Annotated in this window: 24 protein-coding genes; 3 read left to right on the top strand and 21 right to left on the bottom strand. The window is 55.2% G+C overall.

Annotation, left to right across the window (positions count from 1 at the left end; translation table 11 throughout):
- Genes glmS through FY034_RS03395 form a run of 3 tightly spaced genes read right to left on the bottom strand, consistent with a single transcriptional unit; the run spans position 1 to position 4907 of the window.
- Entirely contained in the window at positions 1-1830 is a 1830-nt protein-coding gene (glmS, locus tag FY034_RS03405) for a glutamine--fructose-6-phosphate transaminase (isomerizing) (protein WP_265553752.1), read from the bottom strand.
- 6 nt (positions 1831-1836) lie between these two features.
- Complete coding sequence (locus FY034_RS03400) at positions 1837-2313, bottom strand: response regulator (protein WP_265553750.1); 477 nt, start codon at positions 2311-2313, stop codon at positions 1837-1839.
- Positions 2310-4907, bottom strand: coding sequence for a sensor histidine kinase (locus tag FY034_RS03395; RefSeq protein ID WP_265553748.1), 2598 nt, complete (start codon positions 4905-4907; stop codon positions 2310-2312). Before FY034_RS03395 ends, FY034_RS03400 begins: the two co-directional genes overlap by 4 nt.
- 172 nt (positions 4908-5079) lie before the next feature.
- Between FY034_RS03395 and FY034_RS03390 the strand changes: the two genes are divergently transcribed.
- The 3 genes from FY034_RS03390 (at position 5080) to FY034_RS03380 (ending at position 7741) form a co-directional block, all read left to right on the top strand.
- Positions 5080-6147 (top strand): hypothetical protein, encoded by a 1068-nt coding sequence (locus FY034_RS03390; RefSeq protein ID WP_265553746.1) that lies wholly within the window; start codon positions 5080-5082, stop codon positions 6145-6147.
- Between the two features lie 69 nt (positions 6148-6216).
- The gene (locus FY034_RS03385) at positions 6217-6690 is read left to right on the top strand and encodes a ferritin-like domain-containing protein (RefSeq protein WP_265553744.1); all 474 of its coding nucleotides are present in this window, start codon (positions 6217-6219) and stop codon (positions 6688-6690) included.
- 22 nt (positions 6691-6712) lie between these two features.
- The gene (locus FY034_RS03380) at positions 6713-7741 is read left to right on the top strand and encodes a GGDEF domain-containing protein (RefSeq protein WP_265553742.1); all 1029 of its coding nucleotides are present in this window, start codon (positions 6713-6715) and stop codon (positions 7739-7741) included.
- Between the two features lie 182 nt (positions 7742-7923).
- On the opposite strand, the gene FY034_RS03375 is transcribed toward FY034_RS03380, so the two are convergent.
- From FY034_RS03375 to waaF, 18 genes are all read right to left on the bottom strand, one after another.
- Positions 7924-8658: a tRNA threonylcarbamoyladenosine dehydratase gene (locus FY034_RS03375; RefSeq protein ID WP_265553741.1), complete on the bottom strand. Its 735-nt coding sequence runs from the start codon at positions 8656-8658 to the stop codon at positions 7924-7926.
- Complete coding sequence (gene waaC / locus FY034_RS03370; RefSeq protein ID WP_265553739.1) at positions 8646-9671, bottom strand: lipopolysaccharide heptosyltransferase I; 1026 nt, start codon at positions 9669-9671, stop codon at positions 8646-8648. The genes FY034_RS03375 and waaC (FY034_RS03370) overlap by 13 nt, the downstream gene beginning before the upstream one ends.
- Positions 9668-10729 carry a lipopolysaccharide heptosyltransferase I gene (gene waaC, locus FY034_RS03365; protein ID WP_265553737.1) on the bottom strand — a complete coding sequence of 354 codons (1062 nt, stop codon included), beginning with the start codon at positions 10727-10729 and terminating at the stop codon, positions 9668-9670. Before waaC (FY034_RS03365) ends, waaC (FY034_RS03370) begins: the two co-directional genes overlap by 4 nt.
- Complete coding sequence (locus FY034_RS03360) at positions 10726-11910, bottom strand: ATP-binding protein (RefSeq protein WP_265553735.1); 1185 nt, start codon at positions 11908-11910, stop codon at positions 10726-10728. Before FY034_RS03360 ends, waaC (FY034_RS03365) begins: the two co-directional genes overlap by 4 nt.
- A gap of 146 nt (positions 11911-12056) precedes the next feature.
- Positions 12057-13178: a DegT/DnrJ/EryC1/StrS family aminotransferase gene (locus FY034_RS03355; protein ID WP_265553733.1), complete on the bottom strand. Its 1122-nt coding sequence runs from the start codon at positions 13176-13178 to the stop codon at positions 12057-12059.
- 2 nt (positions 13179-13180) lie between these two features.
- Complete coding sequence (locus FY034_RS03350; protein WP_265553731.1) at positions 13181-13588, bottom strand: sugar 3,4-ketoisomerase; 408 nt, start codon at positions 13586-13588, stop codon at positions 13181-13183.
- Positions 13589-13603: 15 nt separating this feature from the next.
- A complete protein-coding gene (locus FY034_RS03345) occupies positions 13604-14140 on the bottom strand; it encodes a GNAT family N-acetyltransferase (protein WP_265553729.1) in 537 nt (178 codons plus the stop codon).
- Between the two features lie 32 nt (positions 14141-14172).
- Positions 14173-15771, bottom strand: coding sequence for a hypothetical protein (locus FY034_RS03340; RefSeq protein WP_265553727.1), 1599 nt, complete (start codon positions 15769-15771; stop codon positions 14173-14175).
- A gap of 28 nt (positions 15772-15799) precedes the next feature.
- Positions 15800-17434, bottom strand: a complete 1635-nt coding sequence (locus tag FY034_RS03335; protein WP_265553725.1) for a rhamnan synthesis F family protein — start codon at positions 17432-17434, stop codon at positions 15800-15802.
- Positions 17434-18318 carry a class I SAM-dependent methyltransferase gene (locus tag FY034_RS03330; protein WP_265553723.1) on the bottom strand — a complete coding sequence of 295 codons (885 nt, stop codon included), beginning with the start codon at positions 18316-18318 and terminating at the stop codon, positions 17434-17436. The genes FY034_RS03335 and FY034_RS03330 overlap by 1 nt, the downstream gene beginning before the upstream one ends.
- Positions 18308-18538: a hypothetical protein gene (locus FY034_RS03325; protein ID WP_265553721.1), complete on the bottom strand. Its 231-nt coding sequence runs from the start codon at positions 18536-18538 to the stop codon at positions 18308-18310. Before FY034_RS03325 ends, FY034_RS03330 begins: the two co-directional genes overlap by 11 nt.
- The gene (locus FY034_RS03320) at positions 18513-19589 is read right to left on the bottom strand and encodes a glycosyltransferase family 9 protein (RefSeq protein ID WP_265553720.1); all 1077 of its coding nucleotides are present in this window, start codon (positions 19587-19589) and stop codon (positions 18513-18515) included. The genes FY034_RS03325 and FY034_RS03320 overlap by 26 nt, the downstream gene beginning before the upstream one ends.
- Positions 19582-20424 (bottom strand): glycosyltransferase family 2 protein, encoded by an 843-nt coding sequence (locus FY034_RS03315; protein WP_265553719.1) that lies wholly within the window; start codon positions 20422-20424, stop codon positions 19582-19584. Before FY034_RS03315 ends, FY034_RS03320 begins: the two co-directional genes overlap by 8 nt.
- The gene (locus tag FY034_RS03310) at positions 20424-21359 is read right to left on the bottom strand and encodes a hypothetical protein (protein ID WP_265553717.1); all 936 of its coding nucleotides are present in this window, start codon (positions 21357-21359) and stop codon (positions 20424-20426) included. The genes FY034_RS03315 and FY034_RS03310 overlap by 1 nt, the downstream gene beginning before the upstream one ends.
- Positions 21360-21366: 7 nt before the next feature.
- The gene (locus tag FY034_RS03305) at positions 21367-22119 is read right to left on the bottom strand and encodes a glycosyltransferase family 2 protein (protein ID WP_265553715.1); all 753 of its coding nucleotides are present in this window, start codon (positions 22117-22119) and stop codon (positions 21367-21369) included.
- 6 nt (positions 22120-22125) lie between these two features.
- Complete coding sequence (locus FY034_RS03300) at positions 22126-23895, bottom strand: ABC transporter ATP-binding protein (protein WP_265553714.1); 1770 nt, start codon at positions 23893-23895, stop codon at positions 22126-22128.
- On the bottom strand, positions 23888-24970 hold the full coding sequence (gmd, locus tag FY034_RS03295) for a GDP-mannose 4,6-dehydratase (protein ID WP_265555211.1): 1083 nt from the start codon (positions 24968-24970) through the stop codon (positions 23888-23890). The genes FY034_RS03300 and gmd overlap by 8 nt, the downstream gene beginning before the upstream one ends.
- Before the next feature lie 27 nt (positions 24971-24997).
- On the bottom strand, positions 24998-26071 hold the full coding sequence (waaF, locus tag FY034_RS03290) for a lipopolysaccharide heptosyltransferase II (RefSeq protein WP_265553713.1): 1074 nt from the start codon (positions 26069-26071) through the stop codon (positions 24998-25000).
- Positions 26072-26074: the final 3 nt, after the last annotated feature.

Here is a 26074-nt window from a genome sequence, read left to right as displayed (position 1 = left end):
CTATTCCACCGTCACGCTCTTGGCAAGGTTGCGTGGTTGATCCACGTCAGTACCTTTTAATACGGCAATATGGTAGGCCAGCAGCTGCAACGGCACCGACAGCAGGATCGGATCAAGGTCGTCACTGAGCTCAGGCAGTTCCAGCGTTGCCTCGGCCTTATCCTGCACCTCACGGTCACCTTCGCTGCAGAGGGCGATCACCCGGCCGCTGCGCGCGACCACCTCTTCCATGTTGGAGACGGTCTTTTCGTAGGTACTATTCTTCGGCACCAGCACCACCACCGGCACATGCTCATCAATCAGGGCGATCGGGCCATGCTTCATCTCGCCGGCAGGATACCCTTCCGCGTGGATGTAGGAGATCTCCTTCAGTTTGAGCGCACCTTCCAGGGCGATCGGGAAGTTTCTGCCCCGGCCCAGGTAGAGAAAATCACGGGCGTTCATGTACTGGCGGGCGATCTTTTCGGTCTGGCCGTTCAGTTTCAGGGTCTGCTCCAGCAGTTCCGGCACCTTCTTCAGATCGGCAATCATCTGCTGCCCCTCTGACACACTCAACCGGCCGATGGCCCGGCCAAGGCGGATGGTAAACAGATAGAGCGCGGTTAACTGGGTCACAAAGGCCTTGGTGGAGGCCACCCCGATCTCCGGACCGGCATGGGTATAGATCACCCCGGCGGCGTCACGGGCAATGGAGGAATCCAGCACGTTGCAGATGGCCAGGTTCATGGCCCCCAGCTTCTTGGCCTCCCGCAGGGCTGCCAGGGTATCAGCGGTTTCGCCTGATTGGGAGATGACCATCACCAACGTTTTTTCATCAATCACCGGACTGCGGTAGCGGAATTCCGAGGCGATATCGATCTCAACCGGGATACGGCAGTGCCCTTCAATCAGAAACTTGCCGGTCAGGGCGGCATGCCAGGAGGTGCCGCAGGCCACGATGACCATCCGCTGCACGGTCTGCAGAGCAGCGTCAGCGTAGCCCAGGTCCTCCAGATAGACATCCCCCTGTTGCTCTTGCAAACGCCCGGCAATCGTATCCCGCACCGCCCGGGGCTGCTCGTGGATCTCCTTCAGCATGAAATGCTTGTAGCCCCCTTTTTCCGCCATCAGGGGCGACCAGTCGATATGCCGTGCCTTCTTCTCCAGCGGCGCTCCGGCAATGGTGGAGAAACGGGCTGACCGATCATTAAAGACCGCCAGCTCGCCATCCTCCATGAAGACCATCTCACGGGTATGGGCCAGGATGGCAGGGATATCGGAGGCAACAAAAAACTCGCCCTGCCCCAGCCCGACCACCATCGGTGAACCGACCTTGGCTGCAATCAGGGTGTCAGGTTGATCCTTGCAGAGGATGCAGACCGCAAAGGCCCCCTGCAGCTCCTGCAGGGCGGTACGGACCGCAACCTCAAAGGAACCGGCTGTTTTCAGACGTTCCTCCACCAGATGGGCGATCACCTCGGTATCGGTCTGGCTGGAAAACTCGTGTCCTGCCGCCTGCAGCTGTTCCTTCAGGCCAAGGTAGTTTTCAATAATGCCGTTATGTACCACCACAATGGAACCGGCCCGGTGGGGATGGGCGTTGGTCTCGGAAGGACGTCCATGGGTGGCCCAGCGGGTATGGCCGATGCCGATGGAACCGGCCAGCGGCTGCTCCCGCAGCAGCTTCTCCAGATTAAGCAACTTGCCTTCACTGCGACGCACCGCAATACCATCAGGCTGCAGCGTAGCGATACCGGCAGAATCGTAGCCGCGGTATTCCAGCTTGCGCAGTCCCTCAAAAATGATCGGAGTTGCCTCTTGTTCACCGATATAACCAACAATACCACACATAGAATGTCATGCCTTTCCGTTAATATCCGGCACCTGCACCACCATCAGGAACAGCCCCAGCCGGTGCAGCATCTCTGAGAAGCGGTCATAATCAACCGGCTTGGTGATATAGCAGCTGCAGCCGAGCTCGTAGCAGTTCTGAACCTCGCGGGGGTCATCGGTGGTGGTCAGCATGATCACCGGCATCTTATGCAGTTCAGGCACCGCCTTGACACGCCGCAGCACCTCAACCCCGTCCACCCGCGGCATGCGGATATCCAGCAGCAGCAGATAGGCGGTACCGCTCTGGCGGGTTTCCGGTGCCCCCGGCTCGCCGGTCAGAAAATCCAAGACCTCCTGCCCATCCCGGAAACGGATAATGGCGTTGGTCAGACCGGCTTCCCGCAGGTTGTCAACAATCAGCTCGGCATGCCCGTCATCATCCTCGGCAATCAGAATGGTAACTTCACTTTTGGCCAGTTTTTCCATGAGCGTCTGAATCATCCTTTCAGCCCCCGTTGAGCAGGCAGCCTGACAAAAAAACTGCTCCCGGCGCCTTCCTCGGATTCAAGCCAGATAGCACCGTTCAAACGGTCCAGTATCCTGCGGGAGGCGGTCAGTCCCAGCCCTTCTCCCGGAATATCACGCGGGTTGATGCGATGGAAGATCTCCCAGACCTGTTCCTGATAGTCAGACGGGATACCGATACCGTTATCCCTGACACAGTACCGGATTCCATCATCGCAGACGGTGCTTGAGATCAGCACCTCAAGGGGCCGCTCCGGCATGCGGTACTTGATTGCATTATCCAGCAGGTTGGTAAAGACCTGACTGATCTGGACCGCATCCCCCTGACAGGGCAACAGCTCTTCGACGGTTATCCGCGCTCCGGCTGATTCAATCTGATAGGCAAGAGAATTAGTTATTTTGCTCATTAAGAGATTCATGTCAAGGTTTTCTATGGCTATGGCGGCACGCCCCAGCCGGGAGAGCCGTAACAGGCCTGACAGCAGGCTGTCCATCTTCTCGACGCTGCCGGTAATGAACTCGACTGAGCGGGGCATACTCTCGGTCAGCAACTTCAACAGCTCATCCCGTTGCTCCGGCGGCAGCTCGATCCCGGTCAGATGTTTGCTGAGTACCGTGAAGTTTTTTGCCAGTTTACGACTGAAACCCTGAATATTAACCAGCGGCGAGCGCAGATCATGTGATGCAACGTAGATAATCCCCTCCAGCTCGTTGTTCTTGGCCTCCAGTTCACGCATCAGGCGGTCACGTTCCAGTTCGGCCTGTTTCCGTTCCGTGATATCAACAAAGACACCGATCAGGCCTGCCAGCTCGCCGGACAGGCTGTGGTAGGTGGCCTTGTTGACTATGATCGTATGTGGCCTCCTGTCGGCATAGATCAGATCTGTTTCATACTGTTGCATTCCCCCATCAGTGAAGAGCTGAGCGTCCTTGTCACGATGGAACGCGGCAATTTCGGGAGGGTAAAGCGCATCAGCGCTCTTACCGATAACCTGCTCGCGGACAACGCCCAGCGCCTGTCCGAAGGCCTGGTTAAAGCCCTGGTAATGCCCCCTGGTATCCTTGAAATAGAGCGGGTTGGGGATGGCATCCATCAGGGTCTGCAGGAAGCGGAGCTGGATGGTCAGCTCATCCATCAAATGATCACGCTGGCGTTCTGCGGTAATCCGCTCATCAATCTCACGGCGTAACGACTGGTTGCTTTCACGCAGCTCATGGGTCCGCAGCTCAACACGCTCTTCAAGCTCAGAGTTGATCCGGGCAATCTCCCGGAACTGGCTGCCCAGCGTACGGGCCATCTGGCGGGCATTCTCAACAAGACTTCCGATCTCAACGATCGTGCTGTCAGGCCAGATAAGATCTTCGGACACCAGCTTGCCCGGCAGGTCAGTCGTGGTTTTTGACAACAGCTCCAGAGGTGTTGCAATTTTGCGTGCCACCAGTGAAGCCAGCACGGCGCCGACGGCCAGATACAGCAGCAGCGCGGCAAGGGCATTACGATGTCCCTTGAGGATCTGGGCCTGGTACGGGGCAAAACGGGTCTCTGCAACGGCATAGACCGTTGTCCCGGGAAAATGATTAACACGGATAAAGGCACTTCTCCCCGCCCGCTGCCAGAGCGGCACCGGCGGGTTATTAGGCGGCATACGCTGGTAGAGCTGTTCCCGGTCGGTTGGACGGGTGGCCCCCATGCTCAACGGATCATAGCCGGGCAGCCCGGCGACCGTCTGGTCGGTGGAGGCGATCACCTCGCCCTGATTGGCCAGCAGGTGCAGCTGCACATCCCGATTGGGCTGAATGTCCTTCAGCACCTTCGTAACGGCCGCCAGATCCAGCCGCGTACGCTGTTCCTGACCAAAGACCGCAGGATAGACATCATGAAAGATCTTTTGACGCACCTCCTGCCCGATCTGCCGGGCCTTGATCTCAAGGGTATCAAACATCTTCTGTTTTACGGCCGCCTCACGGCTCCTGCCCACCAGCACCAGCACCAGCAGGGCCGGCAGCACAACAGCCAGCATCAAGACCTGAAAGATCAGTTGGGAAATGCTCACCGTAGCAACAGGGCGCTGCGGCCAGACCCGTTGTTCAAGAGCAAGCTGGCTGAGCAGCAGCGTGGCGACCAGGGCATTGGTAACGCCAATGGTCAAATACATCAGTGCCGCAGCAGCGGTTCCCAGGGCTGCGACCTTAAGCAGGGCAATAAACACAAAAACAAGCAACGGCAGACCGGCAGCCAGCCAGTAGAACAGATCTGCCATGATCAGGCTGTCCTGCGGGCGCCGCTTTAACCAGAACCAGACAAAGAGCGGCTCCAGCCCCAGCCAGAGCAGTGGATAATAATGTCCGAAAAGCTGTTTGCACCACGCCGCAGCAAGCAAGGCCGCACACAGAGCCGGCACAATGCCGAACAGCCGCAACACCAGCATCACGCCGATACTGCCCAGCAGATAGTTAAAGCCGGTAAAAAGCTGCGGAGCCAGGACATTACCCAGCAGTGAAGCGGCAACCAGCAGCACCAGGGCCAGAATCTGGCGCAGGCCCCAACGGTCTGAAACGGCATCAGTCATGACAGGTATCCTTATCTTTTCTGTCCGTATCGTTTCTGTTTGCATCTATGTAGCACAGAATACACGAACAACAAGAAAGCAATGTAAAAAGAGCAAATTAGTCCAATAGCGCTTGAACCAATCCACTCTTTCATCTATCATTTCAGACTCGATGCAAGGAGGCTGCTGCGGTATGAATATTGAACAGATGAAGCTCGTTTTGAAAGAGATCCTGACCAGAACCGACCTGACGCCCTGCGTGGTAGGACACCGGGGGGTCGGCAAGACAGCCGGAATTGTGCAGGTCTGCCGGGAGATCGGCTGGCGCTATGCCCCCCTGCGCCTGGGACAGATGGAAGTAGGGGATCTGGTTGGCATCCCGTTTCGCGAAGACAATGTCATGCACTGGTCCCGCCCTTCCTGGTGGCCTGAGGATGAAGCCCCGCCGACGCTGGTGCACTGTGATGAGCTGAACCGGGCGCAGCAGGAGGACACCCTGCAGGCGATCTTCCAGTTTGTGGAGCCGCCCACCGAAGGGTTGCAGCGTGCCCTGCATACCCACCGTCTCGCCACCCGCCACAAGGTGGTAGTCACCATCAACCCGCCGGACGGCACCTACCAGGTTGCCACCCTTGACCGCGCCCTGATTGACCGGATGGTGATGCTCTATGTTGAGAGCGATTTCCAGTGCTGGGCACGTTATGCCGCCAGCCGTGAACTGGACAGCGAGGTACGCGGTTTTCTGGCCGGCAACAGCGCCCTGCTGGCCAAACAGGGTGCTGCCATGGATATGCAGGTCGAGCCGACCGAACGTGGCTGGGAGATGGTCAGCACCCTGCGCCGGCACTGCCGCTTTCCGGGTGACCTGGCCATGGAGGTCTATGCCGGTATCATCGGCAAAGAGGCGGCAATCACCTTCATGCGCTGGCTTGCAGACCGCGAGGGGCGTCCCCTGACGGCCCGGGAGGTGCTTGATGACTGGGACAACGCCGCCCAGCGGGCAGCCGCACAGCGTGATGATGTCCAGGCAGCCACCATCAACGACCTGCTTACCACGCTGCAGTTAACGCCGCAGCTTGAGCCTGACCAGGAGCAGCACCTGGTCAACTACATTGCGCTGCTGCCCCGTGATGTGCGTTTCGGTTTTGTCAAATCACTCCTGCGGATCCCTGCCGTTGCCCTGGCCATCAGTCAGGACAAGTATGACGCGGTTATCTACGAAGCGATCCGCGTGATCGGCGCAGAGGTCTCTACCCCTTAAGAAACTGGCATTCTTTGGAAAAGATGGTACGGTATGAGCCGTCGTCACTACTTCATGGAGGTTTAATCAATGAGCGATGCAATAACCTGTTACACCTTTGAAGGAGCACTGGAAACCGCCATCAGCATGGAAGAGGAAGGGTTCCGCAACTATCTGCGCGCACTCAAGGCGGTGCAGAACAAGGGGGCAAAGGAGATTTTGCGGGAAAATGCCCTGGACGAACTCAACCACAAGTACCAACTGGAAAAGGCACTGGTTGAGGGGCAGGTGAGCAGCAGTGACGAGATGCTGCGTGAGATCCCCAGCATGAATCTCGACTATGTCCTGAAACAGCAGGATCTTGGCCCGGAGTCCGGAGTCCGGGAGGCGTTGGCCTATGCCATCCATCTGGAAAAGGGGGCTGTCGATTTTTATGGTCGTGTTGCCGACGGATGCGCAGGTGCCCCCATGGCAGTCCTGTTTGCCCGCCTCAAGGCCGAGGAGTCATTGCATCTGCAGCGCCTTGAGGACCTCTACGAGCAGCATTTCATGACTGAAAATTGAATATCCTCCGGGAGAGCAGACGATGAGCTGGTTTATCTTTAGCGGCGGGCTGATTGTTGGACTGATGCTGCACCCCTTCGCACGGATGCTGAAGTCTGACGGCATCAATTACGTGCTGGACCTGATCGGGCAGATTGTTACCGCACCGTTCAGCGCCCTCGTCAACTATTTCGAGAAAAGATCAGATCTTGCCAAGGCCCGGCGAGGGGTGGAGACACCGCCGGCCGGGCAGGTTGACCCGCGCGAACAGCAGATCAGCGATTCAGCCCAGACCATCCGCAGCATCCTGCTCTCACTCGCGTCGGTCATCCAACGCACCGACCAGGCCGCCAATGACTCCTCCCACGCCTTAAACGAGGTCCGTGCAACAATTGATCAGACCGGCCTGCCCAGCGACCTTGCCGCCGCCCACGCGTTGCTGATTGCCGAAATTGACCGGGTCATCGCCAGCAACAGTCTGTTGAAGGGAGAGCTTGCCAGTTCTCACGCAATACTTGCAACCCAGCGTGAACAGATTGAGACCCTGAAGACCGCCGTGCGGATTGATGGTCTGACCCAGCTTGCCAACCGGGCCTATTTTGATGAAAAACTGCTGGAAATGATCCTGCTGCACCAGCGCTACAACGAGCCGTTCTCACTGATGATGATTGATGTGGATTACTTCAAGAACATCAACGACAGCCATGGTCACCAGGCCGGCGACCGGATCCTGAAGGGGGTGGCATTCAAGATCAAGACCTCCCTGCGGGAAAGTGATTTTCTGGCCCGCTTCGGCGGGGACGAATTTGCCCTGCTACTGATCAAAGCCAGCCTCAAGCCTGCTACCGTCCTGGCTGAAAAACTCTGCAGCAATCTGCGCGAAAGCCGTTTCCTGCTGGATGGGACCGAGTTCAAGGTAACCCTTTCCATCGGCGTAGCCGAGGTGCGGGCCGGCGACACACCGGAAACCCTCCTGAAACGGGCTGACGAGGCGCTCTATCTGGTAAAGGAACGGGGACGCAACGGGGTCGAACAGCAGGCTGAAACCGTTTCAGAAGCACCGGCTGCATAATGCCGGTTTCAGTCCGGAGACACCGGCACGGCTAGCCGCTCAACAGACTATTGAGAAACGTTATGAGGGCGCATGGCCACAAGGCACGCGAAGCACAGCGGCTGAGGCTGAACAGACAGTTAGACAGTTAGGCGAGGGAACAAGCACCACGTAACGCAGTAGGCAGGCACCGTTGTAGTTTTTTAACAGCCTGTTAACCGCCGGACGGCTGCAGCAGCCATATGCAGGCCGAAGATGGCAGGCAGATAGGAGATGCTGCCCAGCGGACGGCGGGAGTCCCCGTCTGTTTCCGGCTGTCCCAGCTGCTCAAACTGGCAGGCTTCATCGGAGTAGACCACCGTCACACCACGGGCAATACCCCTGCGACGCAGCTCCTTGCGCAGTTTGCGGGCAAGACGGCACCCGTGGCTTGCGCTGATGTCAGCCAGCTGCACCCGTGCCGGATCAAGCTTGCCTGCTGCCCCCATACTGGAAATCACCGGAATACCGGCCGCCAGACAACCCTGAATCAGGGCAACCTTGGCGCTGAAGCTGTCAATCGCATCCAGCACCAGGTCGTAGCCGCAAGCCAGCAGGGCGCCGGCGTTATCCGGCGTAAGCACGACCTGCTGGTGAACAATCTGAAGTTCCGGGTTGATCTGCAGCAGCCGCTCCGCCATGATCGCCGTCTTGGCCTGTCCGACCGTGCTGGTCAAGGCATGCAGTTGACGGTTGATGTTGCTGGCCTGCACCACGTCGCCGTCCAGCAGCGTCAGGTTGCCCACACCGGCTCTGGCCAGCGCCTCTGCCGCATAGCTCCCCACCCCGCCAATACCGATCACCGCTACCCGTGCAGCGGTCAGACGCTCCAGCCCTGCCGCTCCCAGCAGCAGGGCCGTCCGGCTGAAGATCTGTTCATGTCCCGCTACAGGCTGCACCTGTTCACCTCCCCTGAAAGCAGTTCAACAGCCAGCTCGGCAATCTGACCGGCCGGTATCTCTGTCACGGAAAGGTCACGGGGATCCGGCTTCAGCAGATTCGGCACCGTAGCGGTCTTGATCACCCTGTTCCGCAGACCGGGCGTAAAGCAGACCGGTGTTGCACCAAACAGCGTGATCGACGGCACGCCACTGGCCAATGCGAGGTGCGTCGGCCCGGAATCGCCGCCAATCACCAGATCCATGCGACCGGCCAGCGCCTTGAGTTCCCCCAGGCGAAGCCGCGGCAGCACCCTGACGTGGGGGGCATGCCCGGCAATGGTCAGCGCAGCCGCATACTCGGCGTCATTACCATGGCAGACGAGCAGGTTCAGCTTCAACAGGTTGGCCACGGCTGCAAACCGCTCCGGCGGGTAATTCTTGTTAGCTGCACTGGTTCCCGGTACGATCAGCACATTTTTTGCCTGGTCGCTCAGATAGGGTTCCAGCACCGCTTCATCACGTTTCTGCCAATGCATGTACGGGCGTTGCGGATAGGACGCCGCCTCTGCAGGGCTGCAGGCGATGCCCAGGGCCCTGCAGACAAGCAGGGTATAGCGCACGGTGGCCGGCAGGTCATAGGGAATGCTATAGGCCTCGCGGTACCAAAGACCGGCCAGCGCCTCCTTCCGGCATGACCTGGCAAAACCGTCTTGCCTGCCCCCCAGCAGCGACCCCACAACCGCGGACTTGATCATGCCATGCAGATCGATTACCCGGTCAAACGGACCGGCGGAACGCAAGGCCTGAAACTGCGCGACCAGACCGGACCAGCTGGGACGTTTCTTGATCCCCTTCAGGTCAAGGGCAATGACCTGCTCAACATCCGGCTGGCAGTCAAGCAGACCGGCAAACCTCTGGTCCGTGACCCAGGTGATCCGGCAGTCAGGAAAGGCCTGCCTGATCACCTGCAATGAGGCCATAGACAGGACGATGTCTCCCAGGGATGAAAGTCTGACCAGTGCGATCTTCACAGGGCTGCCGCTTTTCCGTGGTCAAGGCAGGACTCCGCTGCGGCCAGCATGGCCTTGACGCTGATGCTCTTCCTACACTCCTCATCCCGTTCGCAGCTCTTGCGCAGACACTTGGTACAGGGCAATGGCGATTGCACAATCAAATGATCTCTTCCCAGCGGCCCGTTCAACGAGCCATCCGTACAACGGTAGAAGGAGACGGTTGGCGTCCCCACAGCAGCGGCCAGATGGATCGGCCCGGTATCGCCCCCCACCACCAGATCGGCCCGCTTCAACACCGCCACAAACTGTTTGAGCGACATCTTACCGAGCACAACGGCACGGCCACCGATATGGCGGGCAATCTCCTCTGCAAGCATGTGCTCTTCCGCAGTGCCCCATGACAGCAGGATTGTGGCCTGGGGATAACGCAGCAGCAGGGCGTCTGCCAGCTGCTTCCAGCCCTCTGCATACCAGAGCTTGGTTGTCCAGGTGGTGCCGTTATGGAACAGCAGCAGGGGGGGCCCCGCCGTCCCACCAATCATCTGCTGTGCGTGGGCATTGTCCTCAGGGGAGGTATAAATATCGCCATGGGGGACAACCGACTCGGGGGGCAGGGCAAAGGGGGCACTCACAATCCGCAGGTAACGCTGACCGGCATTTTTGTCCGGCGGAAGAAAGCCGACCTTGCGGTTCGTGAAGAGGGCATTGAGACGTTCCTGCTGATGCGCCCTGCTGAAGCCGACCTTCACCGGGGCACGTCCAAAAGCGCAGACCAAGCCGCTCTTGAGGTTGCCCTGCAGGTCAAAGATCAGGTCGTAGTGTTCCTGCCGCAGTGTCTTGACAAACGACATCAGCTCCTGCCTGGTACGCCGGGCAAAGGGAGCCTTTTTCCAGCGCCGGAAGGCAACCAGCAGCACACGGTTGATCAACGGGTTACCGGACACCAGATCAACAAACGCCTCGTCCACCACCCAGTCAATGGTTGCAGCGGGCTCCGCCTGCCGGAGATACTCCAGCACCGGCAAGGCATGGATGATATCCCCCAGGGAAGAGGTCTTGATGATCAGGATTTTCATACTGCCTCACGGCAATAGACGCCATCCAGCATCTCATGCATCCTGGCAACCGGCCAGACATCTCCGGCTGTACGCTTCTGCTGTTCAGTCCCGCCATACACCAGACCAGCGCCAAGCAGTACTTTAGGGGCTATCTTCGAGAACGACACAAGCCCTTTAAAAAATTCCGGCACTATGGTTTCGGCTGATTTAATCTCAACGGGAAACAGGTCCGGCCCGACCTCCATCACTAGGTCCACTTCATTGCCGTTGCTATCCCGGTAAAAAGAGGCTGCCCCCTTTTTGCCCCGGTTGTAACAATATTTAAGGGCCTCAATGATCGCCATATTTTCAAAGAGATTGCCGCGTAAAGGGTCTCTCCCCACCTGCGACTCAGTTTCCAGCCCCAGCAGATAACTTGCAAGCCCAACATCATAGAAATAGAGTTTTGGAGACTTGATCAATCGCTTTGAAATGTTGCTGTGCCAGGGTCGCAGCTGAAACACAACATAGCTGGCCTCAAGCAAAGTCAACCATTCGCGTGCCGTTGAATGAGAAACGCCAACTTCCGCCCCCAGGCCTTGCAGGTTAAGAAGCTGCCCGACTCTTCCGGCGCACAAACGAACAAACTTTTCAAACAGGCCGAGATTTTTCAGCGTGACCAACTGGCGGAGATCCCGCTCGACATAGGTCTCAAAATAGTCACTGAGCACACGCGTCGGATTAAGCCGCTGGCTATGGATACGGGGATAGAAGCCGTTCAGAATGAGCTGGCTGGAAGAAGCGGTAACACCCGCAGTTGTCAGCTCTTCGATACTGAGTGGCAACAGTTTTAAAAGCGCCGTCCTGCCCGCCAGGGACTGACTGATGGTATTCATCACTTCAAACTGCTGGCTACCGGTCAGAATAAACCGGCCTGCCGCCGGTTTATCATCAACCAGCACCTGAATATACGAGAGGAGGTCAGGCACACGCTGAATCTCATCAAGGACAGCGCCATCAGGGATTGTCGCCAGGAAGCCCTTGGGATCTTCCTTGGCAAACTGACGTGTTTCGGGTTGTTCAAGATTGATATAGGGTTTATCAGGAAAGGTTGTACAGCACAGGGTTGTCTTACCACTCTGACGAGGGCCGGTAATCGTAACAACTGGAAATTCCGTTGCAAGGGATAGCAGGGTTGGTGTGATGGTTCTGGCAAACATAGCGGCTAACTTACGTCAATTTTATGCAATACGCAACAAAAACCTTCAAATTGCATAAAATCAAGCCCCCCATAAGGCGAGGGGCCATCCCCATGGGAGCGGGCTTAACGGGGTGCGGAAGGATTTACTTCAAAGCGCATTGGCACTCAATGGCTTCGCCTGCATAAGCTGATCTCTTGCAGGACATCTATCACCGTCTGAATATGGTTTTCATCCATCTGTGGCCACATTGGAAGGCTGAGTACGGTGTTATGAATACGCTCAGAGATAGGGAAACTACCCTCCTTGAGGCCAAGCTCGGCATAGGCCGGTTGCAGGTGAGGAGGAACCGGATAATGAATCATCGTCCCGATCCCTGCTTCAGTGAGCTGCTGCTGCAGCTGCTCACGGTTGCTGCATCCAATAACAAATAGATGCCAAACCGGCTGCGCCCATTCAGGGACAGAAGGCAGCTGTAATCCTGTAGCCTGTAGAGCCAGCATATATTTTCCAGCAAGTATCTCGCGACGCGCATTCCAACTGTCCAGGTATTTCAATTTAACACGCAGCAAAGCAGCTTGCAGCTCGTCAAGGCGAGAATTAAAGCCTTTCTGCTCGTTGTGGTATTTAACCTTTGAACCGTAGTTACGCAACGTTCGAATACGTTCGGCAAGACCGGCATCGTTGGTTGTTACGGCCCCTCCGTCTCCGAAGGCACCAAAGTTTTTACCCGGGTAAAAGCTAAAACCCGCCGCATCGCCCAAAGAACCGGTGCGTCTCCCCTTGTAGCGTGCACCATGGGCCTGAGCAACATCTTCAATCACTTTAAGGTTGTGACGGCGGGCAATATCAATGATTGGATCCATATCAGCGGGCTGGCCATACAGATGGACTGCCAGGATTGCTTTAGTACGTGCAGTAATTGCCGCCTCAATCCCGGTGCTGTTGATATTATAGGTTTGCTCGTCCGGTTCCACCGGCACCGGAGTTGCTCCTGCATAGGAGACTGCCAACCAGGTGGCAATATAGGTATTGGACGGCACAATCACTTCATCACCTGGCCCGATGTCCATGGCCCGCAGGATCAGATGCAACGCATCCAGGCCGTTACCAACACCAACACAGTGCCGCACGCCGCAGAAAGAGGCAAACTCGGCTTCAAAGGCGTCAACCTCTTTGCCAAGAACATACCAACCGGAATCCATAACAGAATGATAGGCGGCGTCCAGCTCCTCTTTAAGTTCCAGATAAGAAGCCTTCAGATCAAGAAATGGAATACACCCGCTCATGATTATTTCCTTACACTATTAACAAATTGATTATAGTCCCGAATGTAATCAGTAGCGGAATACGTGGTAGACGTAAGGGCAAGACAAACAGCTCCTGAAGAGAAATTGTCAATTTCTCTCCAAATCATTGTAGGAATATAGAGTCCGTAGTAGGCACGGTTCATATGGAATGTTTTCTTTTCGAAACCATCATCAAGGGTGATGTCAAAACTACCACTCATAGCAATAATAAACTGTTCAGATTCAATATTGCTATGCCCGGCCCTCATTTCTCCACCAGGGACATCATACAAATAAAAAACACGTTTTATTTCAAAAGGGATATGATTATTCCCTTCAACAAACGTGAGGTTCCCTCGCGGATCTGCAATTTTAGGCAAATCAATTAACCTACATAATTCAAGTTTCAAAATAACCTCCTGTAATCAAAAAGCAGTGCTATGTTTTGGCAAATATTTAGTATACTTACCCCTTATTTCTTCATATGCTTCTTTTGAGTAATTAAAAAAGAAAAAAGTATCATTTTCACTTACTATTTTAGCTCCAAATTTTGTATGGAAGCTAACAACCTTGGTATTTTCTTTATGTACTTCAAAATGCGATTTATTAAACCCTAGTTTATAAAAAGCATATTCATAAACAAGCAAAGCAGATTCGACTGCAGTCCAAGATGGACTTCCACCCTTTATTATCCAGCTACCCCAGCAAAATGAATCATTCCTAAAATCATAAAGTCGCAAACACCCTAATCTGCATCCATTTTTATCCTCTATAACAAAATAATATTCTTCGCCTTTTTCTTCTCTAAATTTATACTCCTTAATCCAATTAACCTGTGTTTGCACATCATTTTTTACAGCTGATAAATATCTATTTTTAAATTCATCGCACCTCAATTCAACAATAAATTCTGCATCGTTTTCCTCAATAAGTCTAAATCTAATATTTCTTCCTTCTAGCATCAGCCCACCTCCATAACAACTTGCAAAAAATCTTATACCCTTGGAAGTTGCTTGTTTATTTTTAACATAACAGTTTTAAATTCAGGATGGTATTGTCTGCGCAACAGGGTCAAAGCCTGCAGACGGTCCAGCATGCTGGGTTTAAGGCATGCACTGTAGGCTGGATTATCAAAGTATGCTCTAGAAAGTATCTTTTTACCCTCATGGAGATATTGAAGTCCTGCCCAGACTTCATCACTTTGCTCAAAACCATTTGTGGGTACATTCTGGTGTGCAAAATTCAACAGATGGTGTTCAGGAAGACTGTTAAGCAGCGTGTCACGCTGTTGTCTCCAGCCATCACCAGTATGAGCAGAAGCAACAGATTGCCTCTGGAGTTGCAAAAGCTCTTCTTGTTTGGACGAATCATTTATAAGGCTCTTAACATATGAACAGTACTCTTCAATAGATTCAGCGTTACTGTTCATCCCGTCATAACAATCAAGCCCCAAAATATCTAAAACAAGTTGAGGAGCCCGTATTACTGGCGCACCATACAAGACGGCATCTAGGGTGGCAGTAAGCGAGCCTAGCGGAAAACTCTCAAGATAAATATCCGATGCTTGATAATAATCAACAATATTAGTCTGCTGCCCAGCCAAAACAAGCCTATTTCCAACATTGCTTGAGGCTAACAGCCAATCTTTATTTTTCCTATCTGTACCAATAACAACCAAGACAGCTGACTGGTTTTCATGAAGGATTCTAACGGCAGTTTCAGGAAAATTAAGATTTCCGTATGGCAGGTATTTATAATTGCTACCTATAGACAGCAATATCGTTGCACTTTCAGGAAGCCCCAATCTTTTTCTGATCATTTCTTTCGATTCATTTGACAATGCAGGCACTTCAAGCGGAATCGGAAGTAATTGCGAATTTTCAACTAGTCGCCTGCTTCGTGTGATTACCTGAGCTGATGGCCTCAGGTCTGCAACTGCATCGGCAACAGTAGCACCAAACCAAAATACATGATCTGCATGATTCATCAGGATTATCGGTGGCAGACCTTCTTGTGCAAATGCCAGTAACGGTAGCGGGTCATTAGGATTGGTATGAAGGACAATAATATCAGCACTATTCATGGCCAGTTCACGTAATGCGCAAGCTCGCTCAAATATGCTCATGCTGGGTGGCAAAATGTTAAAATCACCGCCTGTTGCGAGTGCTACTTCTTTCAACCAGTCAGGCGCCGAATAATTGCGCTGGTCCGTAAGAATGACTGAATGACACTCAGCCCCCCCATAATCTTTTCGAATCCACTGTTGAACGAGGCGTGTATGTCCTCCAATGCTAAATGCTGAGCTCAGTACATGCAACCACCGGCGTTGTGAAAAGCGATGATAGGTGGCAGGCCTGCTCATTCTGTTTGGATGTTTGAGATCAGCACCGATGTTATGCAACATAAATTCTAAGCCGGGATGTGCAAACTGCCCCATATGAGCACGCCAAGCACAAAAACCTGCAATATATGCCCACCCGACAGCCTGATTAAACTTGCGCTGTTCAAAGGCTAGCAAAGCCCGTTGTTGTACCCAGTTGAATCGGGCATAATTACGCTCAAGAATTATAGCATTTGTTTTTTCTTCGGTCATAATTCTCACTTGCAATCATTTTCGGCAACTAAACAGCTGTTTTCACCGCCACCGCAACACACTCGTCTCCCCGGCCCCGCAGAAAAAGGCCCAAAACGGCACCGTAGGCCCTGAACAGCAGTGCCAGCCACCGCCTGCCGGTACGCGGGTCAACGGAACCGGATGTCCATTTGTTCAAAAGCGATTCAAGACTGTACAGCGCATAGCGGTCACTCTTCCTGCTATCGGTTCTGATCCCTGCGACCTCAAATCCCGCTGCTGTCAGCAGCGACCGGATTGACGAGCGGTTATGGATGATCAGGTTGCGCGGTGCATTAAACCCGGACCAATAGCCTCTGAATATGCTCAGCAGCAATGCAGCGCTGTTCGGCGTAACAAGCACCAGGGTTCCTTGCGGCTTTAACACCCGATGACAGGCCTCAAGCAGGCGTCCCGGCTGATAGGTCTGCTCAAACCCGTCCATCATCAGGATGCCGTCATACCGGTCAGCAGCCGTTGCTGCCCCCCCGGTCGGCACGTCGAGACTCTCCCGCAGCGTATCGGCCGGCAGAGCGCCTGAGATCCGCCATCCGGCTTCGTGCAGCCCCTGCAACTGACGGTCATCAACAACGCCAATCACGAGCAGTTCACCTGCCGGCCTTGTGCCCAGAACGGAGAGCAGATCCGCACCCGGCGCTTCTGACATGCCGGCTGTTGCCGGCAGACGCAGGGTAGTCGTTGCAACAGTGCTGTCTGCCACTGCGGATAGTGACCGGCGCCAGACAACACCGCAGGAAGGGGTAGTGCAGCGCATATAATCATAGCGCCCGGCTTCGTGCAGGTTATGATAATCCTGCACCCCCTTGCAGGCTGTTTTACCGCTGCCTGCACAGAGCGGACAGACCGCCCCGGCCGGTTCAGAAAATTCGTCATCAATCAACCGGCGCGGGTAGCCCCACTCTTCCAGGTACTGATCAACAGGTTTCAGGTCAACCTTCCGGTTTCTGACCGCGTCCCGTTTCAGGAACGGGCTGCCCGCCTGCAGCAGCTCAAGAGCAAATTTTACCGAGGTATTGTCTTTTTTCCTGAGCCGCTTACCGGCGTTTCGGCACAACAGGCCGATCTGTTCAAAGCTGCAGTACACTCCGGCACGGAAGCCCGACTCAACAAACCACTGGGTCAGACCGACCTCATAGCTTTGAATCACCTGAAGCTTGTTCGTATAGGGCAGGATGCTGTTCCAGAAGAGCCGGAAGGCCTCTGACCGGACCATCGCCTTGCGGAACACCAGAAAATAGCTCTGGATATGCGGCTGCATCTGGAAACACTCGGTTATACCCCAGAAATCACACGCCACAGCAGCCATGGCAGAGAAGACCGGTTCCATGGCAAACAGGGGACCGAATACGCTGGAGTTCATCAGAATCACTTCGTCGTAAAGCGACAGATCAACCGACTCCAACCCGAGCTTCCACATATAAAAGTCATAGCCGGTATTGTTGTTCACAATAACATGGGTCGCTGAAGCAGCAAGAAGAGCCTGATCCTGATCCGTGATCGGTGAATTGGAAACGAAGACCAGATCAGCGCAGCATGGCCGTATCATCTGCAGGGCATGCTGCACAAACGGCCTGACCTGGCCCTTTCCGTCAAAATGTGCATAACAGACAAGTCTTTTCATCATTAAGCCAGCTTTTGCCGAATGTGTGCTATCCAGTGTTCAGCTTTTAGCTTTAATAACCTGAAAAATGACGTATCAACTCGGAGCTCATCGTCTATTTTCTGCATGAGCTTAAGCCTTGAAATATCAGGGCCGGCTCCCTTCCGACTTAGCGCAATATAAAACTCACAGCCTCGTGTCGGACAAAACGACACTTCCTTCATTGTGATTAGCCCCAACATATTAAGATCATGCATTAACAATCTAAAAGAGTTGGGCGTAAAACACCATGCATGAAAATCAGAATACTCATCAGTTATATTATTGGCTTTGATCGCATTTTGTATTTCATCAAATGAATGAACAAGATCAAAATTACCACTAGCTTTCCCGTATCCCCAAGTTATTTTATTTTTTTTTCTACTTGATCTAGAAAGGCACTCAACAACCGTTCCAAGGGAGTGAGTTGTCATCTTCTGTGCATGTGCGTCAATAACTTTTGAAATACCTGTTAGTGGCCTAAAACAATCAAAGCAAAATCTTGCATCAGGTATCGCTAAAGACAACACACCGTCTTCTTTAAGAACCTCTGCGCAATTATTAATAAACGATATAAAATCAGGAGCATGTTCGACAACATGCGAAGCAATAATCCAGTCATAATAACCAGTCTTACCAGTTAGCTCTGCATATGATTCACCACGCCAGATGAAGTCAACATCTTCGATACGCTCCACGGCAACACCGTGTGGACGATACTTTTCTATCAAGGAAGCCTTATCTGCGTGGTCAACAACATGCACATTATAGCCCTCTGATTTTGGCGCAACAGGAGAATGGCTAGGACCAATTTCCAAACCGGCCCCATCTCTTTGTATATGTTTAAGAATTATTTCTTTACGTCCCATTTTCACCTCCCCAATTGTCCTTTGTCATACCCAGCCCCTGCAGCAGATTGGCAAACCGGTTTGTAGAACGTTCCAGGTCAAGGAAGGTGTAGTCACTCCGCTCCAGCCGGGGAGAAAACCAACGCATTGCCACCTTGTTGCCGCGGCCTGCCGCGCACTGCTGCGTGGTGCAGATATGACCAATATTGTACTGGTTATTTTGAATGAGTTCGTAGCGCATGTTTCTGTATTTCCCCCAACACCTGGTCAGGAGTAATGGCATCCAGGCATTCCGGCCGGTTGCGCGTACTGATCCTGCACTGTTCCTTGTTGCAGGGGACACATTCCCACGCCTCCTGGATAACGGTGACATTCCCGACCCGCTGCACCCCCTTGTTCTGTACAAAGGGAGAAAACTCATGACAGCCATCAGGCCAGGGCGCCCAGTAGCGGGTCCAGCTGGCGCCATAGAGTGCAAACGTAGGAGTACCGAGCGCAGATGCCATATGGGTCACCAGTGTGTCGCTCCCGACATACGCATCAGCAGCGGCTATGACGGCAGCCAGCTGATTCAGGTTACAGCGGTTCAAAACGGCCGTTCCGGATGGTGCATGGGCAAGAATGGCCTCCAGGTAGACCTTGTCCGCTGCATCATTGGTAACGGTAAACAGGGGCAGACAGTCCAGCTGGCTGCTGATCAGGGCGGCCAGCCTGCCCCAGGCCTCAGCGGGCCAGCATTTAAAGCTGTTTCTGCTGTAGGGATGCAGTACCAGGTAGGAGCGGCCAGCAGGAATAAGCTCCTGCACAACCTGTCCGCCCGTGGCATCAGTAGCCACCACCACCTGCGGAATCGGCTCTATCCCCAACATCCGCAGAGGCATCAGCATATTCTGGACAACATGCAGGCGGTCATAGCAGACATAGTGCATGTCCAGCAGCAGATGCTTCCACCACTCCCTGCGCCAGCCATTGGTCAGCCCGATGGCATACCTGCCGGCAATGGCTGCTGCCACAACGGTCCGGTCAGAAGGGTAGGCGGCGATTGCCACATCATACTGCCGGTACAGTGAGAACAGCTTTCCGACGGAGGCCTTTTTGTTGGGAATGGTGTGAACGGTGCGGACATGAGGATTCTTGGCAAGAATCCCCTCAGTTCCCTCAAACACCAGATAGTCCACCACCGCGTCAGGTTGCGCCGTCTTGATGGAAAGGGCCAGCGGCGTGGTCACCAGGACATCGCCGATATAGCGGCAGCAGACAATCAGGTAGGTAAGCGGTTGTGTACTAGTCATGGCGCAACTGCCCGTCAATCCATTTTTCCATCAGGGTATGGCCATAGCGCCGCTTTTCCCTGAGGCTATGCAGCCGGTTTTTCAGCCTGTTCCAGCTACGTTCAGACAGCCGTTTCCACCAGGGCAGGTGCCACTTCCGGCTGAAGTAGGCCTTGTTCGCCAGGGCGTAGTCCCGCGTCTCGCGGCGTGCCCCCACCGCCTTCTGGGTGATGGAACCGAAGTGATGGATAAAGGCCGCCCCCACAGTACCCAGCCGAAAACCGGCCCGCCGGGCACGCAGAAAGAGGTCTTTGTCTTCATATTGACCGATACGGAAGTTTTCATCAAAAACCCCGATGGCTTCAAACACCCTGCGGTGTGCCATAAAACAGATCCCGTTGACCGTACCGGATCTGAAAACCGACTTCATCCGGCCGGTCAACTCTTCTGCATAGGGCTCAAGGTCGTAATTCAGATCACCTTCACGAATGGCCGGGCTGACCATATCCAGTTGCCGCTCACCGGCAGCCGACAGCAGCCCCTGCAACCAGCCCTGACTGAGGATCACGTCGTTATTCATGACCACGATCCACTCACCCGATGCCGCCAGAATCCCCTGGTTACAGGCACCGGCGAAACCACGGTTTTCCCGGTTGGCAATCAGCACCAGATCCGGCACGGTTTGCAGATAGTCGGCAGTCCCGTCGCTTGAGGCATTATCCACCAGAATCAGCTCGACATCGGCAGCGGTGGTACGGCGCAGACTTTCCAGACAACCGCGGGTATATTCCAGCTGATTGTACAGCGGAATCACGATACTGACTGCTGCCGTTATGCGCCCGTCTGCCTGCCCCATTACAGCCACCCGGTATCCGCTGTTTGGCCGAGTTCAAGCCCTGCCAGGTCAGCGCCCAGTGCAACGGTATCGCTTCCGGTACGACCGGCGGCTCTCCAGCGTGGCAAACGGCTGCCATGGATATTTACCATCCCGATTGCCGGCGCTGTTCTGGTTGCCCCGGGCAGGGGGACCAGACAGGTTGCCTGCACCCCCAGCACGTTGGCAGCCCAGTGGGAATAGCCGGAGATCGGTGTTGCCAGTACCACAGGGCAGCAGGCCAGGGCAAAGAGGTCGGCCACCGGGTTGATGAGGGAATGGTGATCATTACCGGCATTCTTGTAGGCGTAATGCGATGCCTGGTTGAGGGTGATCAGGTCAAAGTTTTTCATCAGCGACTCGTATGCGGCAGGGTCACCGGTGCAGGAGAGGAAAAAACAGATCTCCGGATTTTTACGGACCAGCGCCTCCATGGCCTTTTCATACCACCAGACCGGCACGGCAGGCCACTCGTAACCGTCGATACGGTAGCTGTCAGCATCAATGACCTGAAAATCGCCGTGCCTGATATGCACCCCCACCACCGGCCGGCCGGCCGTCTTGGCAAAGGTCTCCCGGACCGCATCGGCAAGATGCTGTTTCAGACGCAGCTTCGGCGGGATCTGCATGTAGATCGGGTCCAGCCGCTGCGGAGGGCCGTCCAGTGAGCGCAGCAGGATCTTTTTCCCCCGCAGTCCGTTAAAGACAGCCTCATCACAGTTCCTGACCCGTTCGGCCCCCAGCTTTGTCAGCCAGGTCACACGCCCCTGCCTGGTCCCCTCAACCTCAAACGAGTCAAGCTCCCGCCAGTCAAGCACGATATCGTGGCCGAACTCCTGCTGGATGGCAAAGGCCAGCGGCAGCGTCTCCAGACGATTGGTTATTCCCACAAATTCTTCAATATAGAGTTTGGGCATGGCGCGGCTACTTTCGGTTTTCTTCAGCGTTAAGCTCTGACAGTTTTGCGTATTTACAGAAGGTATAAACGGCATAGAGCAGTGACAGCACCAACCCGCTCCGGCCATCCAGAAATCCCCTGCGCAGCAGATACATCTTGATAAACGTGGCAACCGGCTTGACCAGCATCGAGAACAGTCCGGCGGTTTTGCCGGCGCGGTGGTACTCTTCTGCCGCCAGCCTCGAATACCTGTTCATACGCTCCAGGTAGTCACCCACGCCGTTGTAGGTGTAGTGAACCAGATTCCCTGCAAGAGTGGCGACCGCTCCGGTAGTCTGCAGCGATTCATGCACCGCACGTTCACTGAAGGAGCAGCGACGGCGATCATACAGACGGGTGGAATAGTCAGGATACCAGCCGCAGTGCCGGATCCAGCGCCGGCCAAAATAGTTTTCCCGCGCCATGCGTGCAGCAGCAAAACTGCTGCTGTCGAACTGTTCGATTGAACGCCGCAACAGCGGTGAGACCCGCTCATCCGCATCGACATTCAGGATCAGGTCATGTTGGGCCAGCTCTGCGGCCCGGTTTTTCTGTCTCCCGTACCCCAGCCACTCCTGATGATACAAGCGGACCTTGGGATGGACCCGGCACAGATCTTCCGTTTGATCGGAGCTGCCGGAGTCAAGCACGATGATCTCGTCAACGAAATCAAGACCGGCAAGACAGTCGGCGATGTTGTCTCCTTCATTCAGGGTGATGATGGTGGCGGATATCGGCATGACCTGTCACGCTGAGGCAGCATCGCCCTTGACGGGCTGATCGCTGAACTGCAGGGCATGCAAACGGCTGTAGAGCCCGCTCCCCTCAACCAGATCGGCATGGCTGCCGCACTCAACAATCCGGCCTTTCTCCAGCACCACGATGGTATCGGCATGCAGCACCGTTGAAAGCCGGTGCGCGATCACAAACGTGGTCCGGTTCAGCATCAGGTTGTCCAGGGCCTGCTGCACCATCTTCTCACTCTCGGTATCCAGCGCACTGGTGGCTTCATCCAGGATCAGGATCGGCGCATTCTTCAAAATCGCCCGGGCGATACAGATCCGTTGGCGCTGCCCGCCGGACAACCGCACCCCGCGATCACCGATATTGGTGGCATATCCCTCCGGAAGATCCAGAATAAAATCATGGGCAAAGGCGGCCCGAGCAGCGGCCTCCACCTCTGCATCGGATGCATCGGTCCAGCCATAGCGGATATTGTTGGCAATTGTATCGTTAAACAGGGTTGTTTCCTGGTCAACCAGCGCAAACTGACGATTCAACGATTCAAGGCTGATCCCGCGCAGGTCATGCCCATCCAGCAGGATGGCGCCACTGCTGACATCGTAAAAACGCATCAGCAGGGCTGCCAGTGTCGATTTGCCCCCACCGGACGGCCCCACCAGCGCCACCATCCGGCCCGGCTCAACGGACAGAGAGATATCCTGCAGCACCGGTTCATCACCGTAGCTGAAGGAGACCTCACGCAACTCGACCCTGCCGCTGACCCGTCCAAGTTCAACGGCAGCGTCTTTGTCTACGATCAGGCGTTGTGCATCCATCAGCTGAAAGACCCGCTCGGCACCGCCGGAAGAGCGCTGCACCACATTGAAGGATCCCTGCAGCTTCTTGACCGGGTTGAACAGCATGATCATGGCAGCGATAAAGGAAAACAGTTCTGAGGCAGACATCCGCCCCGACAGGACCTGACTCCCTCCCAGATAGACCACTGCGGCAATCCCCAGCGAAATGATCATCTCGGACACCGGCATGGCCAACGACTCATATTTGATAAACCGTTTGTACTGGCTCAGAAAGGCCAGGTTTTCGGTGCGGAAGCGCTCAATGACCCGCGTCTCAAGACCAAAGGCCTTGATCACCTTAATACCGGAAAAGGTCTCCTGCAGGATTGAACCGATCCCTCCCATGACATCCAGACTGCGCCGGGCCGAGTTCTTGATCTTTTTGCCGATTAACTGGGCCGGATAGATTGTCACCGGCAGTACAATAAAGCACAGGATCGCCAACTGCCAGTTACGGTAAAAGATTACCACCAGCAGCGACAGGAAAGAGATCAGGTCCCGGAACAGACCGCAGACCACGTTGGCCATACCATCCTGCATCATACCGATGTCGTTGGTCATGCGGGACATCAGTTCACCGGTGGCCTGCCGGTTGTAGAAGGCCATATCCTTCCTGATGGTGCTGCCGTACAGGTCATTGCGGATATCCTGAATCGCCTTCTGACCAGCCAGCTTGATGGTGGTGTCGTAGGTAAAGCGGCAGATACCGCGCAGCACAAAGAGGGTGATGATACCGATCGGCACCAGCAGGAAGATACCGTTATCCTTGCCGGCAAATATTTTTTTGAGTACCGGCTCCACCAGATAGGCAAAGGCACCATCCATGGCGCCCACCACCATAGAGCACAGGGCTGAAACCACCAGCAGGCCCCAGTACGGCTTGAGGTAGTCAAGGGTTCTCAACAGGACATGTCTTTGCAAATCAGTGCTACTCATTATAGTCAAACGCCTTGAAGCCATGCTTTTTGACCAGTTCATCCCGTTCAGCCGCCTTCAGGTCTTCACGGACCATTTCGGCAACCAGTTCCTTAAAGCTGATCTTTGGCGTCCAGCCCAGCTTCTCACGGGCCTTGCCCGGATCTCCCAACAGGGTTTCGACTTCAGTGGGACGGAAGTAACGGGGGTCTACCTTGACAATCACTTTACCGCTCTGGTCGGTACCGGTTTCATCGACGCCGCTGCCCTGCCAGCTGATTTTCATCCCGAGTTCGTCGGCGGCGGCATTGACGAACTCTCTGACGCTGTGCTGGATACCGGTGGCAATGACCCAGTCTTCAGGTTGTTCCTGTTGCATCAGCAGCCATTGCATTTCGACATAGTCCTTGGCATGGCCCCAGTCCCGCAGGGAGTCAAGGTTGCCCAGGTAGAGGCAGTCCTGAAGCCCCAGTTTGATCCGGGCCAGGGCGCGGGTGATCTTGCGGGTGACAAAGGTTTCTCCCCGCAACGGTGATTCGTGGTTGAAGAGGATGCCGTTGCAGCCGTAGATGCCGTAGGCTTCGCGGTAGTTGACGGTGATCCAGTAGGCGTAGAGTTTGGCTACGGCATAGGGGGACCGGGGGTAGAAGGGGGTGGTTTCCTTCTGGGGAATTTCCTGGACCAGGCCGTAGAGTTCGGAGGTTGAGGCCTGGTAGAAGCGGGTCTTTTTCTCAAGCCCCAAGATCCGGATCGCCTCCAGAATACGCAAGGGACCGATGGCGTCGGCATTGGCGGTGTATTCAGGGGTTTCAAAGGAGACAGCAACATGGGACTGGGCTGCCAGGTTGTAGATCTCGTCCGGTTGCACAGCCTGAATGATCCGGATCAGGTTGGTGGAGTCGGTCATGTCACCGTAGTGCAGGACCAGCCGGCGCCCCTTTTCATGGGGGTCCTGGTAGAGGTGGTCGATCCGGTCGGTGTTGAACAGGGAGGCCCGCCGCTTGATGCCGTGGACCTCATACCCCTTCTCAAGCAGCAGTTCGGCCAGATAGGCGCCATCCTGGCCGGTGATGCCGGTGATCAGTGCTCTTTTCATCATCATAACATTCTCCTCAAAAAATGCTTACGCCCGCACGGAATGCCAGAGCTGCTCCGCGCCGTGCACAACATCATCAACCGTTATAGCAGTCATGCAACGGTGATCGGTCGGACAGACCCGCAACTTGCACGGGGCACAGGGCTGATCCTGGCGGATGATCACAGCCCGCTCGGAACAAGGGGCTGTTCCGCTATGATCGGTGGGACCGAAGATAGCCGCCAGCGGCACGCCAAAGGCAGCAGCGATGTGCATCGGACCGGAATCATTGGTCACGAAAAAATTGCAGCGTTTGATCAACGCCATCAGTTGACGCACCGTGGTCCTGCCTGCCAGATTCAGGCAGTTGCCTGCCATCTCCCGCTCGATCACCGCCACGAGTTCCTGCTCATCGGGACCGCCGAACAGGACGACTCGCGCGCCCCATGAGGCGGCAAGGCGTTGGGCAACGCCGGCAAACCGCTCCGGGTACCAGCGTTTGGCCGAGCCGAAGCTGGCACCGGCATTGATGCCAAGCACCAGCTGATCTGTAGAAATGCCATGTTCTGCCAGCAGCGTTGCCGCCTCCTGCTCCTCCTGAACGGTGACGGCAAGCGTTGGCAGCGACTGTTCGGCAGTAATGCCGAATGCCCTCAGCAACTCACAATAATACTGTGTCTCATGCCGCTCTGCAGCAGGCGAATCCTCGTGGAAGCGCTGGGTCAACAGCAGGCTGCGCCCATCCGAGGCCTTGCCGATCCGTGCAGGAATCCTTGCCAGCCAGGGGATCAGGGCCGAGTCGAAGGAGTTGGGCAGGATAACTGCCAGATCGAACCGTTCCGCAGCCACCTGACGGGCCAGGCGCAAGCGCCCCAGCAGACCACGGTGCTGCAGCTTGCGATCAAACAGCATGATCCGGTCCAGAGCCGGATGTCCCTGCAGCAGTTGCCCCACCAGCGGGTTGGCCAGCAATGTGATCTCTGCCCGGGGAAAGGTTGTACGCAGGGCTGCCAGGGCCGGCGTGGTCATAACCGCGTCGCCAATCCAGTTAACCGCCCGGACCAGCACCCTCTGTATGGCAGCCTGCTGCCCGGCTATTTCAGCATTGTGGGAGCTTTTCATGGC

This window comes from Trichlorobacter lovleyi, assembly GCF_015239775.1.
Taxonomy (GTDB): Bacteria; Desulfobacterota; Desulfuromonadia; order Geobacterales; family Pseudopelobacteraceae; genus Trichlorobacter; species Trichlorobacter lovleyi_B.
Note: the sequence above shows the minus strand (reverse complement) of the source record. Positions and strands in the feature narration are given on the sequence as shown.

Bases quoted from the DNA above. Each gene is read 5' to 3' on its own strand.
- waaF (WP_265553713.1), bottom strand. From the start codon at position 26,071: ATGAAAAGCTCCCACAATGCTGAAATAGCCGGGCAGCAGGCTGCCATA.
- FY034_RS03320 (WP_265553720.1), bottom strand. From the start codon at position 19,589: ATGACTAGTACACAACCGCTTACCTACCTGATTGTCTGCTGCCGCTAT.
- FY034_RS03315 (WP_265553719.1), bottom strand. From the start codon at position 20,424: ATGGGGCAGGCAGACGGGCGCATAACGGCAGCAGTCAGTATCGTGATT.
- FY034_RS03340 (WP_265553727.1), bottom strand. From the start codon at position 15,771: ATGACCGAAGAAAAAACAAATGCTATAATTCTTGAGCGTAATTATGCC.
- FY034_RS03310 (WP_265553717.1), bottom strand. From the start codon at position 21,359: ATGCCCAAACTCTATATTGAAGAATTTGTGGGAATAACCAATCGTCTG.
- FY034_RS03325 (WP_265553721.1), bottom strand. From the start codon at position 18,538: ATGCGCTACGAACTCATTCAAAATAACCAGTACAATATTGGTCATATC.
- FY034_RS03300 (WP_265553714.1), bottom strand. From the start codon at position 23,895: ATGAGTAGCACTGATTTGCAAAGACATGTCCTGTTGAGAACCCTTGAC.
- FY034_RS03305 (WP_265553715.1), bottom strand. From the start codon at position 22,119: ATGCCGATATCCGCCACCATCATCACCCTGAATGAAGGAGACAACATC.
- FY034_RS03345 (WP_265553729.1), bottom strand. From the start codon at position 14,140: ATGCTAGAAGGAAGAAATATTAGATTTAGACTTATTGAGGAAAACGAT.
- FY034_RS03335 (WP_265553725.1), bottom strand. From the start codon at position 17,434: ATGATGAAAAGACTTGTCTGTTATGCACATTTTGACGGAAAGGGCCAG.
- gmd (WP_265555211.1), bottom strand. From the start codon at position 24,970: ATGAAAAGAGCACTGATCACCGGCATCACCGGCCAGGATGGCGCCTAT.
- waaC (WP_265553737.1), bottom strand. From the start codon at position 10,729: ATGAAAATCCTGATCATCAAGACCTCTTCCCTGGGGGATATCATCCAT.
- FY034_RS03380 (WP_265553742.1), top strand. From the start codon at position 6,713: ATGAGCTGGTTTATCTTTAGCGGCGGGCTGATTGTTGGACTGATGCTG.
- FY034_RS03385 (WP_265553744.1), top strand. From the start codon at position 6,217: ATGAGCGATGCAATAACCTGTTACACCTTTGAAGGAGCACTGGAAACC.
- FY034_RS03360 (WP_265553735.1), bottom strand. From the start codon at position 11,910: ATGTTTGCCAGAACCATCACACCAACCCTGCTATCCCTTGCAACGGAA.
- FY034_RS03390 (WP_265553746.1), top strand. From the start codon at position 5,080: ATGAATATTGAACAGATGAAGCTCGTTTTGAAAGAGATCCTGACCAGA.
- glmS (WP_265553752.1), bottom strand. From the start codon at position 1,830: ATGTGTGGTATTGTTGGTTATATCGGTGAACAAGAGGCAACTCCGATC.
- FY034_RS03355 (WP_265553733.1), bottom strand. From the start codon at position 13,178: ATGAGCGGGTGTATTCCATTTCTTGATCTGAAGGCTTCTTATCTGGAA.
- FY034_RS03395 (WP_265553748.1), bottom strand. From the start codon at position 4,907: ATGACTGATGCCGTTTCAGACCGTTGGGGCCTGCGCCAGATTCTGGCC.
- FY034_RS03400 (WP_265553750.1), bottom strand. From the start codon at position 2,313: ATGATTCAGACGCTCATGGAAAAACTGGCCAAAAGTGAAGTTACCATT.
- FY034_RS03330 (WP_265553723.1), bottom strand. From the start codon at position 18,318: ATGGGACGTAAAGAAATAATTCTTAAACATATACAAAGAGATGGGGCC.